Source organism: Arenibacter sp. P308M17 (assembly GCF_003426735.1).
Taxonomy (GTDB): domain Bacteria; phylum Bacteroidota; class Bacteroidia; order Flavobacteriales; family Flavobacteriaceae; genus Arenibacter.
In genome coordinates this window covers 87258-99113 of sequence record NZ_QVON01000003.1, presented here as the reverse complement: position 1 = coordinate 99113, position 11856 = coordinate 87258, and the positions used below count along the sequence as shown (strand labels likewise).

The 11856-nt window shown below is 41.9% G+C and carries 11 protein-coding genes and 1 tRNA gene; 3 read left to right on the top strand and 9 right to left on the bottom strand.

Annotated features, from left to right (window positions below; all coding sequences use genetic code 11):
- The first annotated feature begins 511 nt into the window (after positions 1-511).
- The 3 genes from D0S24_RS08460 (at position 512) to D0S24_RS08450 (ending at position 2971) form a co-directional block, all read left to right on the top strand.
- A complete protein-coding gene (locus D0S24_RS08460; RefSeq protein ID WP_117019448.1) occupies positions 512-1855 on the top strand; it encodes a tyrosine-type recombinase/integrase in 1344 nt (447 codons plus the stop codon).
- Between the two features lie 178 nt (positions 1856-2033).
- Positions 2034-2115: transfer RNA gene (locus tag D0S24_RS08455), tRNA-Leu, on the top strand.
- A 244-nt stretch (positions 2116-2359) separates the two neighbouring features.
- Positions 2360-2971, top strand: a complete 612-nt coding sequence (locus tag D0S24_RS08450) for a thioredoxin domain-containing protein (RefSeq protein ID WP_117019447.1) — start codon at positions 2360-2362, stop codon at positions 2969-2971.
- 187 nt (positions 2972-3158) lie between these two features.
- On the opposite strand, the gene D0S24_RS08445 is transcribed toward D0S24_RS08450, so the two are convergent.
- From D0S24_RS08445 to D0S24_RS08400, 9 genes are all read right to left on the bottom strand, one after another.
- Positions 3159-3290 (bottom strand): DUF1508 domain-containing protein, encoded by a 132-nt coding sequence (locus D0S24_RS08445; protein WP_117019446.1) that lies wholly within the window; start codon positions 3288-3290, stop codon positions 3159-3161.
- Between the two features lie 49 nt (positions 3291-3339).
- Positions 3340-3747 (bottom strand): hypothetical protein, encoded by a 408-nt coding sequence (locus D0S24_RS08440; RefSeq protein WP_117019445.1) that lies wholly within the window; start codon positions 3745-3747, stop codon positions 3340-3342.
- Between the two features lie 324 nt (positions 3748-4071).
- Positions 4072-4296, bottom strand: a complete 225-nt coding sequence (locus D0S24_RS08435; protein ID WP_117019444.1) for a hypothetical protein — start codon at positions 4294-4296, stop codon at positions 4072-4074.
- A gap of 291 nt (positions 4297-4587) precedes the next feature.
- Complete coding sequence (locus D0S24_RS08425) at positions 4588-5559, bottom strand: DUF1259 domain-containing protein (RefSeq protein ID WP_117019864.1); 972 nt, start codon at positions 5557-5559, stop codon at positions 4588-4590.
- Positions 5560-5584: 25 nt separating this feature from the next.
- On the bottom strand, positions 5585-6328 hold the full coding sequence (locus D0S24_RS08420) for a hypothetical protein (RefSeq protein WP_117019442.1): 744 nt from the start codon (positions 6326-6328) through the stop codon (positions 5585-5587).
- A 5-nt stretch (positions 6329-6333) separates the two neighbouring features.
- Positions 6334-7050, bottom strand: a complete 717-nt coding sequence (locus D0S24_RS08415) for an ABC transporter ATP-binding protein (protein WP_117019441.1) — start codon at positions 7048-7050, stop codon at positions 6334-6336.
- A complete protein-coding gene (locus D0S24_RS08410) occupies positions 7043-8599 on the bottom strand; it encodes an iron ABC transporter permease (RefSeq protein ID WP_117019440.1) in 1557 nt (518 codons plus the stop codon). Before D0S24_RS08410 ends, D0S24_RS08415 begins: the two co-directional genes overlap by 8 nt.
- The gene (locus D0S24_RS08405; protein ID WP_220377740.1) at positions 8584-9591 is read right to left on the bottom strand and encodes an extracellular solute-binding protein; all 1008 of its coding nucleotides are present in this window, start codon (positions 9589-9591) and stop codon (positions 8584-8586) included. The genes D0S24_RS08410 and D0S24_RS08405 overlap by 16 nt, the downstream gene beginning before the upstream one ends.
- Before the next feature lie 82 nt (positions 9592-9673).
- Positions 9674-11827 carry a DUF5916 domain-containing protein gene (locus tag D0S24_RS08400; RefSeq protein ID WP_117019863.1) on the bottom strand — a complete coding sequence of 718 codons (2154 nt, stop codon included), beginning with the start codon at positions 11825-11827 and terminating at the stop codon, positions 9674-9676.
- Positions 11828-11856: the final 29 nt, after the last annotated feature.

Here is an 11856-nt window from a genome sequence, read left to right as displayed (position 1 = left end):
TTTCTTTAATAATAAATTCATTTGTCCCAAAAAAAGCGTGTTTTTGGGACAAAAATTAAGTTTAAAGATTTTCTCCAATATAAATAGGTGGCCCAAAATGATTAATATCCCATCTAATGTTTATTCAAAAACATTTTGGGGTTTCTATTAACCGAATAATTTTTATGATTTTAATGACATTTAAGAAGAAATGAAATCAATTAGGGTCAAATAAAATGATTGAATAAAAAAACCAAAAATGTTGTACCCAGTCCATAAAAAAAGGCTATCGATTTCTCGAAAGCCTTGTCTTTCCTAGTAGCGGGAACTGGACTCGAACCAGTGACCTTCGGGTTATGAGTCGCAAAAATACTGGTTTTATATGGTCTTATATGTAATGATATAATTGATAATCAAATACTTACGTTTAAAGCCAAAACATCAGAAATCATATAAAACCCCAAAATGTTTTAGGTATGTTTTAGGTAGAATGTGGTCATTAGTGTATCTTAGAGGAAATATATTACTAAAAATGGCCTCGATAAAGATAGTGCTTTGGAAACATGATAAAAAGAAGGACGGCACTTTTCCATTGGCCGTTCGAATTACCCAAAATAGAAAGACACGATACATATTTACAGGTCAATATATTTTGGAAAAGGATTGGGACAAAGATTTGGGTAAGGTTAAAAAATCCCACGCCAATTCAGCAAGGTTGAATAATTACCTACTAAAAAAATTGACCGAGGTCGATAGTATCGCACTAGAAGCGGAAGGGTCAAAGGAGTTTATTTCTAGTAAACAAATCAAGAACAAGGCAAAGCATAAAGGTCGAACGGTTTCGTTTTTTCAATTTGGGTCGCAACGTGTAATAAACAAATTTCAGTCAGGTTCATTTTCCACCTGTAAAGGGGAACTTTCAATGTTGTTTAACATCCGTGAGTTTTTAAAGTGGAACAGATTTGAAGAGCGAGAACAAGTCATCAATGGAATTATAGACCGGCGACGAAATCGGGTAGGTCAGTCCAGAAAGTTTGGATATAATTTCTTGGACCATGTAAAAGGCGAATTTGGTAAAGAAACCTCGCTCTATTTTGAAGACATTACCGAGGCATTTCTAAGTAACTTTAAAGTGTTCTGTATTTCTTATCTAGATCATAAGACCAGAACGGTTACTAATCATCTTATTTATATTCGCACCCTCTTTAATGCGGCCATAAAAGAAGGTATCGTGGAAACCAAACACTATCCTTTTGCAGGAGAAAAAGAGCGTATACGAATAAAACCAACACAAAAAATCGGTTTGACAAGAGAAGAAATAAAGCGTATTGAAAATGCGGAATTGGAGAAAGATACGGCTATGTGGCACACCCGAAATGTTTGGTTGTTCTCTTATTATTTTGCCGGAATTAGGATTTCGGACGTGTTGCAAATGAAATGGTCGGATTTGATGGATGGCCGTCTCTATTATACCATGAACAAGAACGAAAAGCCATTGAGCCTTAAAATTCCGGATCAGGTCAAGGGGATATTGGATTTTTATCGACCGTTGCGCCAGTCAAATAAGGATTTTATTTTTCCCTATGTAAAAAAAGCGAATCCGAATAGCAAGCGGGATGTATTTGTAAAGACCCGTAATGGAACCGCTGTACTTAATAAATACCTAAAGGAGATAGCCGAAAAATGTGGGATTACAAAAAACTTATCTAACCATATTGCCCGCCATTCTTTTGGGAATATTGCTGGGGACACCATTTCACCCTTAATGTTGCAAAAACTTTATCGGCATAGTGATTTAAAAACGACCATCATGTATCAGGCAAATTTTATTCATAGGGATGCGGATGATGCTTTGGATGCTGTTTTAAATTCTTAAAAGCTTTAGGAAATTTTGAGCCATATGTCAATTAAATAAGGATTAGAGCTGCGCGTTATTCTTAGGAGTTATCCTAATAAAAGGTAATAAAATATTGAAAATGCAGGCGTGGTGGAATTGGTAGACACGCCAGACTTAGGAGTTAACCAAATAGAGGTTCTTAAAATATTGTTAAAACGCGGGCGTGGTGGAATTGGTAGACACGTCAGACTTAGGATCTGATGCCGCGAGGTGTGGGAGTTCGAGTCTCCCCGCCCGTACAAAAGTCGAAGAGAAATCTTCGGCTTTTTTTTGTTAAAATAGGGGTGATTTCTTGGTTGTTTTTTTGCTCGGGTACAACATAGGTACAACATTTTGCCATTTTTGAGGTTAAAATATAATTTGATAACAATTGAGATTAAAAAATATTGCAGGAGTTAATTACAATAGTATTTCCATTAATTTTATATTCACTCTGTCCCAAAAATGGAATGAATTTAGGACGGCAAATCTTCCATCCCTGCAATGTTGGATGATTATGCCTTCGTCATTTCCGCATTTATCGATTTGTATCAGGCCACTTTTGATGAACAATGGTTAAATAAAGCAGAACTTCTAACGGATTATACCATCAATCACTTTTTTGATGCAAATTCGGGTATGTTCTATTACACGCATAATGAACAATCCAATTTGATTTCCCGTAAAATGGAAATTTCGGATAATGTGATACCGGCTTCTAATTCAGAGATGGCTAAAAATCTATTGTTTCTTGGCAACTATTTATGCAATGAAGATTACATTGATAAATCAAGACAAATGGTAGTGAATGTACAAGGAGAAATTTATAAAACCCCACATTTTTATTCGAATTGGGGCATCGTAGAATCCTATTTCATCCACCCTCCTTATGAGGTGACCATTCTTGGCAATGATCATGAAAAGATAGGAAAAGAAATGGATGCGCACTATTTGCCCCAAGTACTTTTTATGGGAGGTAAAGAAGAAGGGAATCTTGAACTATTGCAAAACAAACTGGTAGAATGGCAAACAACTATTTATGTGTGTCAGGATAAGATGTGTAAGTTGCCCGTAACAGAGGTTGCTAAGGCATTAAAACAGTTAAATTCAAACTGAAGAAGATGTTATTTTACTAGTCATAAAAGTTGTTGACATAAGAGATAAGTCGAATTCTAACGATTGCTACATTTCCAAAAAAAACTGGTTCGGTAAGGTTATTTCTTTTTTATAAAAAGCCTTCAATCAAAGACAAATTTTAGATCAGGTCATCTACAATGGCCCCCCCTAGGGCATTTTTCTTGACCTATGCGATACCGTTTTCCATGGCACTGAAAGAAGAGTACATCTCACTGGTCCCGACAACTTGACCGTTGGAGGCCTTTAGGCGGAACCTGAATTCTCCGCCCCTGTCCTTGTAAATATCAAATTTTTGCATAAATATTGGTATTATGATTGACACTGAAAAGATACGAAAAAAAACAGGATCAGAGCTGCACCTTTATTGACCCGTTTCGGAACACCACTTCGGCATCCACTGTAATAGGGTTTCTGGTCCGTCTTGAGTAATAGATGTCATCCTCGTAATAGTAATCGTCATTGTGGTAAAAGGCATGGTTACAGGTATGGCATTCTTTCAAATGCTCCAATTCCCGTTTTCTTAGTTCCCTGTAATATTCCCTTTCATGTTTTGCCAGCTCACGATAGTTTTCATATTCCTTTTTTTGCATTTCCCTATGGTGTTCCGCTATCTTTTTATCGTGCTCCCGCTGCCGTTCCATTTCCTTTTTATGGTATTCTTTTCTGTGTTTCCACTCGTCCTTGTTTTTGTGCTGGGCAAAGACCTGTCCGGCCATTAAGAGTATGATCGATATAAATAATACTTTGGTTTTCATGATCGTTGATTTTTAATTTTTTTAATTAAAACAAAAGCTGTGCCAAAGAAAATAGCAAAACAACTTTTAATATGTAATTAATTGACTTTTAGTTTTGCGAAATTTAGATTATATTTCAGCCCATTCCCCTGCCTGCCCGTTCCAAAGGCGGGCATTCCGCTGCTCTACATTCCAGAAAAATGCGCTTCGTGGAAAAAGACCTTGGACACAACTTCAAAGATTCCGATTTCCATTCCTCTTACCCACTTCTTCCCAAGAAAATTCGGGGAGCGGACAAATGCTACTTCGGCTCTCTACAGGCATTTCCAATCTCCATCTTTAAAGTCAAGTCCGCTTTAACCATACTTCCAAAAGAATAAGTAGTATGTGGTAATATTCATACAATATTCCCGAAAGATAAACGTCCCAAATGTTTCTGGGACAAAGGAAAGCCACTCCTTTCTTGCTACCTGCTTGGTCGGCCGGCAGGTTTATTCCGTTTCCTTTCCGCTCCAAAATTTTGTCTTCCGTTTGAACGGTACTGCAAATATTGTTTAACTTAAAATTCAATTGTCATGTATTTAAACAAATTACAGCAGGACAAGGTATTGGTGCAAGTCCCATGTGAAACTTTATGGGAACTCACCCAAATGAAACCCCGAAAAGGGCTTGAAAATACTATTGTCTCCAATGGAAAGATTGTCAACGTCTTGTCCAAGAGCTACGAGCATATCCCAATAAATTTTTCCTCAAAAAGGCAGAGCAAATGCTCATTAATGCGTATAATACCAAACTATATAGGTACGGGAATGTTTCCCGTCGAAAATAGCACAAAACTTTCGGGAATTTGAAGGTTATTTTTTATTCCTTTTGTTTTGTATTTCCGGTTTGGTCAAGTGCCTGTTTAAGGCTTTTGGCCAGTTTTTCGGCAGGACCCACTCCCCAGTAGTGCAAAAAATAGATCTGAGGTTCTTCGTGCACCATGTGATTGTGGACCGCCACGACTTCAATACCGTTTTCCACCAGGGCTTTGATCACGGGGGCTACTTCGTTAGCCAACATGGTAAAATCTCCTGCTACGGCGGCTTTTTCCTGTGTACCCTGCCAACTCGCCCAGGTATTGAAACCCATAAATGTACTAACGGGAGCCCCGTGTTCGCGCAAATCCACATCTGGACGGCCTATGGTAATTTTATACACTCCACGGTTCATTTTACCACTATGACCGAGTATTTCAGCGATCTTTTCAGTATCCAGAGTATTTTTAACCTCGATTTTGGGACCATCCACCGGATTGTCTCCCCTGACTTCTTGTACTTTGTCCAAAACAGCTTTAGCTTTGGCGGCCAATATGGCTCCATCTCCCATGCCCCCTATATGCATGTACATCACATTGGGACGGTTTCTTACGAAGTGGTTATGGATGGCTGTGATCGTGAGCCCTTGCCGGATTACCTCTTGCTGTACCGGCCAAAGGTCGGTTTCTGTAACCACTATGTCCCCCATCAGCATAGCCCCTTCTTTTGCAGGGGCAAAAGCAGCCCAGCTTCCCAATCCCATTGGGGGGATGATCTGAAAACCATCAACGATAATCTCCAAATCGTTTTGCGGTATCGTCACCTTATACTCCCCATTATTTTCTGTTCCTTTTAGGCCGTCAAGGGCACTTTCAATGGCCGGAATATCCAGGGAGTCAAGAACCACTTCCTTAGCAGTATGTTGTACCGTTTGTGGGTGGAGCTCCGGTTCTTTCTTTTGGTCTTGTCTGGTATTACAGGAAGAAAGCAATATACAGACAGTTATTATCCCTGTTATGAATTTTTTGATTAGCATAATTGTTATTTTTAATGTTAAATATTTACTCATTGAATTTCTCGATTTCAAAATCATCAAAGTAGGTTACGGCATCCGCTTTTGTCCAGAAACCAACTTTACCGGTACTGACAAAAGTGGTGTCCTGTACGGTAAAAAGTTTTTTGTCATCTAGATAAACAGTAAACAAATCTTCTTTCACTACCAATTTCATCGTATGCCAGCTATTGCCCAAGGGTGATACATCCGTTCCGTAGGTTCTTCCTTTGCCTACTAGGGGCAAATCGGTGCGTTTGCCGTTTTCTACCTTGTACAGTACCATATTGTCTTCAAGCGGATTGGCTCGGACTATATAGTAGTTGTTTTTGTCCGTAAACCGCCATACAAAACCACCACCCTGATCGTGATTCCCGGTTATTCCTTTAAAACGGGCTGTAAGTACCATATCTTTTGCCGTGATATTATTGTTCACTACAACATTAAAGTGATTGTTCGGGTTGTCACTGTACAACTGTGCCAGTACTTTATTTCCGTTATCGTCTACAATTTTCCACTCGGTATCTCCCGAACCGGTATGGTACTCAGACCATTCGCTGGGCAATTCACCAGCAGTGTAATTTTCAAAATCAAACGTGGTTTTTTCTGCCGGATCCACAGTATCCGGAAATTGTGTCCGGGCAGATATTTCTTCTATTTGCGCATCGGAATGCTTCGCTTTTGAATCCTTACAGGCCATAACGGTGAAAACCGATGTTATAACCAATATTAAAATGTGTGTTTTAGTTTTCATGACTTTTAAAATTTTAAAAATGATTTTACATAATTGGATGTTGAGTTGCAGATTTCTTCTTTAGTTCCTGCTGCTTCTATTTTCCCCGCATTCATAACAAGGATGTGATCACCGGTATGAAATGCTTCTTTGTGGTCATGGGTTACATAAAGCATGGCAAATAACTGTTGCTTTTGGACCGTTTTCAGATGCCCCAGTATATCTTCTTTTAAATGGGTATCAATATTGGCCAATGGCTCATCCATAAGGAGTACTTGCGGCTGTAATACCAGCGAACGGGCTATGGCCACCATTTGTTTCTGGCCTCCTGAAAGCTGATGGGGATATTTCTGGGCTTTATCGCTTATACCGAACAAATCCAGTATGTCTGACACTTTCTCTTTAATGTTCCGTTCTCTTTTTTCCTTTAAACCGAAGGCGATATTGTCATACACCGTAAAGTGTGGCCAAAGGGACAGGTCCTGAAAAACAAAACCAATATTGCGCTTATGGGGCGGGACAGCGATCTCCCCGTTTTTGCTTACCGTTGCCCCATCTATTTTCACGATCCCGCTCACCGGGGTTTCCAAACCTGAGATCAACCGTAATACTGTGGTTTTACCACAACCCGATGGGCCCAGTAGACAGGTTGTTTTTCCCTGTACAAAAGAAAAGGAGAAGTCCTTTAAGACCTCTTTATCCCCATAATGATGTGTTATATGTTCCAAAGTGATCTCAGGCATATTGATATTTTTTAAACACCCATTTTCCGATAATAAAAAACAACAGGATCAATAACATTGTCAGCCCCATGTTTATAAGGGTCATACTGCTGGTCAATGCCTGTGGCGCGTTGGCACTAATGGTAAATGTCTTAACGGGCATGAGTTCCATACCGGGCGGATATACCATGACCGTGGCCCCCAATTCCCCCAGGCATAAAATAAAGGAGAGCACAAATGCCGTGAACAAAGACGGGATCATTAAAGGCAGGAGTATCTTTAAAAATATTCTTTTGGAAGGAATGCCTATTACAGAAGCGGCCTCTCCCAGGGAAACAGGGATCTGCTTAATATTATTGCCGATGATCCTGGAGGTGATAAAACCAAATTTCCCCACATAGATAATGAGTAAGATAAGCGAAGTCCCATAAATAAAGTTCAGAAGAGGGAGGTTATAATACCGGATCAACGCAATGCCCAACACTGTCGATGGAACAATGAAGGTCAATAAAAGCAATACATTGGGGAATTGATGTGCCCTGCGTTCTTTCTCGTAAGCGACCCATAATCCTATAACCGTGGTCAGTAACGCACCGGCCACAGCAAGTTTGACAGATTGTACAGCAGCAGGCCAGACCAGTTCCCATGCCCTGGCAAAGAACAATGTTTTTCCGGTCAGGGACTGCACGGTCAGTATGAACACCGGAATCAGTAATACTACAATAAGTAATAACCAGAAGATGCCATGCCACAGCATTTGCCGTTTTTGTACATTGTATTTTTTTGAGACGCTTCCCTTTGTCGATACAGAAAAGAAAGGGGCATCCGACAAATAACGGTGTTCTGTCAGCATAAGTAAAAGGCAAACCAGCAGAAGTAAAACGGATTGACCGATAGCCATCGGAAAGTCATATAAGGCGGAAAACTGTGTGAAAATTTCTGTAGTAAAGGTACGCACACCAAAAAAAGCAGGAACTGAAAAATCACTCAGACTGAATATCAGAATAAGCAGAAAAGAGGTGGTCAAGGCCGGACGGATCAGGGGAAAAATGATCTTTAAGACCATTCTCCGGACTGAAACGACCATCAAGCCCGCTTCTTCATAACCGGCATGAACCTGTGATAGCGCACTTCCGGTAATGAGCATAGCCAGGGGAAAAAAGACAAAAGCGTGGACTGTGATCACACCGGCTTCGGAATATACCGCTGCCGAATTTCCCAAAAGCCAAAAGAGCCCGTCTTTCCAGGCCACGGCAAAAATATAGGGAGAAATGAGCAAGGGCAGTAACAAGGCCAGTTTGTAAAATCCGCTGTATGGAATTTTAAGTTTATACAGTAGAAATCCGCAAATGGTCCCGATACACGTAGCCAGTAATGCTGCTGTAAAAGACATCCAAAGGCTCTTGCCGATCAACAACAAGGTTTTCTGATCCGTGAAAGAGAGCAGAACGGTTCTGTCCGTATCGGTAAGCCATTGGAACAGCAACAGCATAAGTGGTAATACCAGTACTATAAACAATAGCGACAGGGGAACAATCCGTATGATATGGGTGCTTACTCTTCGGTCCATATTTTCAGCCAGGGTTGTATTTCTTCCAGTTTATCGGAGGTCTTTTGATAATCTACTTTCATGGGTTGGATATCATCTAAAGAAGGAACATCATCGGGGACTTCCGTCCCCTGGATCAAAGGTATTTGTGCGCAGGATATTGCCAGTTTGGCTTCGGTCTCCCGGCTCAACAAATAATCGATGAGTTTCTTTCCGTTTTCAGCATGCGGAGCATTTTTGATAAAGCTAACCGCATTGGGCATGATCAGGGTGCCGATGCCGCCATTTTGTTGATCGAGGAAAATATAATCTACGTCGTCAGTTTCTTTTTTGGCTTCGAAGGCATCATCGGTATCCGTGAGCCCAAAGGCCAGCTCCCCGTTCATCACTCGTTTTTTAACATCTCCGTTGCTGGCTGCTATTACCACTCCATTTGTCTTGAGACCGTTCATCCATGCTTTGCCCTTCTCATCTCCCAGGGCAGTATATATAGCAGCCATATGAAAGGTAGTAGTCCCAAACAATGGGTTGGCAATGGCAAATTTCCCTTTGAAACGGGACTTTGTAAAATCAAAAACTGAGTTGGGTAGAGAATCGGGGGCGATCAGGTTTTTGTTATAGATCAATACCCGTGCGCGGGCCGAAAAGCCGATCCACTGATTATCCGGTTCTTTAAAATAATCCGGGATTTGCCCGGTTTGCGCTGATTGGTATGGTTCGGTAATATCCTTGGATTGCAAAACCCCGTTGCGTATTGGGTCGCCGCTCCAAAAGACATCGCATTGAGGATTGTCTTTTTCAGCAATCAACCGGTTCATTACCCCGGTGGATTTAGTTTCCTCCGTATCATATACGGCTTTTACCCTAATTCCTGTTTCCCGTTCAAAATCTTTCAGGACAGGTTCCGAGAAAACCTGGTCCACGGATGTGTATACCGTTACTTCCTCTGCCGAAGGTTTACATGCGGCAAATATGACCATAAGGCCAACCCATAGATATTTCATAGTTTTCATGTGTTTAAAATTTTGTCCATACCTTAAGGGTGTATCTTAATCATCCTACTGTGTGTCTGTTCATCTCAGGCATGGCCTGTTTTTATATTACAAATCTCCATATCAGTTTCCCTAAAATAGTGGTCCGTTCCAATTTCCATGTACCCCCGGAAGTATCATAAGCCTGGTTGACGATAAAAAAGAAATCGGCCCCGATAATGGGGATCCATTGCAGGCGAAAATTAAGCAACGCTTCTTTATCCTCGCTGTTCCATTGGGTAAACAATGCCCCGAACAAGTTGGGATTTACGGCATACTCGAAACGGCTCCCCACCAGACTGGTATCAAAATGGCCTTGCGGAAGGTTTATCCAGTTTTTTTCGTAGTTGGCCCCGATTTTAAAATAGCGGTTGGCCCTCCATGAAAGTTCGTATTGACTTTCAGTACTCTTCCCGGTCAAAAAATCACCCCAGTTTATTTTGGTATAAGTCGACCAGATGCGTCCTTCAAAAGTTGCTGCCTGGATCTCCATACGGTTGTACCAGTATTCGCCTTCGGGTATGGTGATGCCTTCTGCAATTTCAAAAGGCTCTCTAAGGCCTTCTGCTCTTCTTTGCAGGTTAAATTCAAAAAACTCCCCGCTGCGGGTTTCAAATCCCAGGGGCCTGACCTCATAAGAGAAACTTTGTAAATCCTTGGTATCGTCAAAGATATAATAGTTGATATCCAGCCCTTTAAAGCTGAACTGGCGTATCCATTTCAGAAAGCTTTTGGGCCTGGGTTTCCACTCCAGTTCTGTATAAAACTCCTGAAAGTTGTCCCTGCGCAGGAACCCCACTTCCGGATTGAAAGCAGCGGCACTTCGCTGCCAGGCCATATCGAACTCCACCTTGTCGTTGGGATAACTCAAGTAGATGCGGTGTGCATTGGCTTTGCTGTCGAAGTCGTCCGAATCGTAATTCTGAGTAAAGGCAGCTCCCACATTTAGGTTTTTGTCTCCGAAAAGCCGGGAGGTGCTATACAACCCGTAAGCCCCGGTAGTACTGTGCAACTGGCCGTTCTCATATTTGTTGGCCGAAAGGATGCCTACGGAAGACTGTTCCAATACATCCTGCCGCCAGCTCAGTACGGAATAATTGGTCGATGGAATGCTATCGCGCCTTGCGGTTTGGATGGACATCATCCCTAAAGTTGCATTTTTGACCTTGCCCAACAGCCTTGCCCCGGCAATAATGGGTACTGTGGAACGGTCTTCTGCTAATCCTATCCTCCGGCTGTAAAAGGGGATGATCTGATCTCCCATGCCCATATCAAAAAAATCCTGCCCTTCCAGAAAAAATTCCCTGCGTTCTGAAAAAAACAGGGGGAAACGTGTCAGGTTGATCTGTTGCTGGTCGGCCTCTATTTGGGCGAAATCCATATTAAAGGACAGGTTCATACGCAGGGTCGGTGTGATAAGATAGTTGATATCACCGCCAATATCCCATTGCCCCTCTTTTTGGCCCGGGGTAAACTCTCCCCCGCCTATGGTATAGGGTTTTACTTCGATAAAATCCTTACTGCTGATTCTGTCCAGGCCTGCAAGTGTTCCAGCCCGGTTCAGCAGTTCCAGTTCCGAATCGCGGGACCAGCCTTGCCAGAGCAGTTGTTCCCGTTTCCTGCGGATGTTGCGTTCAAAATTGATGCCCCACAGCTGTTTATCTATATCGGTCCGGAATTTTAAGGTAGAAAAAGGGATTTCTATTTCGGCAAACCAGCCTTTGTCGGTAATTGTGGTCCTGGCATCCCACACCCCGTTCCAGAATTCATTTTCGGATTCCCCGTTATTGATCACCTGTACATCGGCCCTGGCACCATTGGGGTTGATCACAAAAAGAAATCCGTTACGGTCGTCGTTGTAGGTATCTATGATCACTTCAAAATTGTCTTCCAGATCAAAGTCAAAGTCGCGCTTCATTTCCCGGGCGACCAGTTTATCCGGGGCACTGTCGTATCCCCAAAAACCAATATAGAGGGTTTTAGCGGTGTAAACGATGGCTACTTCCGTTCGTTCCGTAGGAGGTTCCCCGACATTCAACTCCCGCTGGGTGAAATTACGGATAGGCACCGCCTGCTGCCAGGCCCGTTCCTCCAGCTTTCCATCCAGGTGTATGGTATCTTGTGTATAATACGCGTAAATGGTGTCCGGTTGGCTGGTCTGGGCTGTTGCATTAGATGCGATGATCAAAGTGTTTATGCTAAACAGCAGCCTTTTCATCAGTGCTTTTATGCTAAAATTAAGGAAGG

What these genes read in the sequence shown, in the direction of transcription:
- D0S24_RS08460 (WP_117019448.1), top strand. Translation starts at nt 512, where the DNA reads ATGGCCTCGATAAAGATAGTGCTTTGGAAACATGATAAAAAGAAGGAC.
- D0S24_RS08450 (WP_117019447.1), top strand. Translation starts at nt 2,360, where the DNA reads ATGTTGGATGATTATGCCTTCGTCATTTCCGCATTTATCGATTTGTAT.
- D0S24_RS08445 (WP_117019446.1), bottom strand. Translation starts at nt 3,290, where the DNA reads ATGCAAAAATTTGATATTTACAAGGACAGGGGCGGAGAATTCAGGTTC.
- D0S24_RS08440 (WP_117019445.1), bottom strand. Translation starts at nt 3,747, where the DNA reads ATGAAAACCAAAGTATTATTTATATCGATCATACTCTTAATGGCCGGA.
- D0S24_RS08425 (WP_117019864.1), bottom strand. Translation starts at nt 5,559, where the DNA reads ATGCTAATCAAAAAATTCATAACAGGGATAATAACTGTCTGTATATTG.
- D0S24_RS08420 (WP_117019442.1), bottom strand. Translation starts at nt 6,328, where the DNA reads ATGAAAACTAAAACACACATTTTAATATTGGTTATAACATCGGTTTTC.
- D0S24_RS08415 (WP_117019441.1), bottom strand. Translation starts at nt 7,050, where the DNA reads ATGCCTGAGATCACTTTGGAACATATAACACATCATTATGGGGATAAA.
- D0S24_RS08410 (WP_117019440.1), bottom strand. Translation starts at nt 8,599, where the DNA reads ATGGACCGAAGAGTAAGCACCCATATCATACGGATTGTTCCCCTGTCG.
- D0S24_RS08405 (WP_220377740.1), bottom strand. Translation starts at nt 9,591, where the DNA reads ATGAAAACTATGAAATATCTATGGGTTGGCCTTATGGTCATATTTGCC.
- D0S24_RS08400 (WP_117019863.1), bottom strand. Translation starts at nt 11,827, where the DNA reads ATGAAAAGGCTGCTGTTTAGCATAAACACTTTGATCATCGCATCTAAT.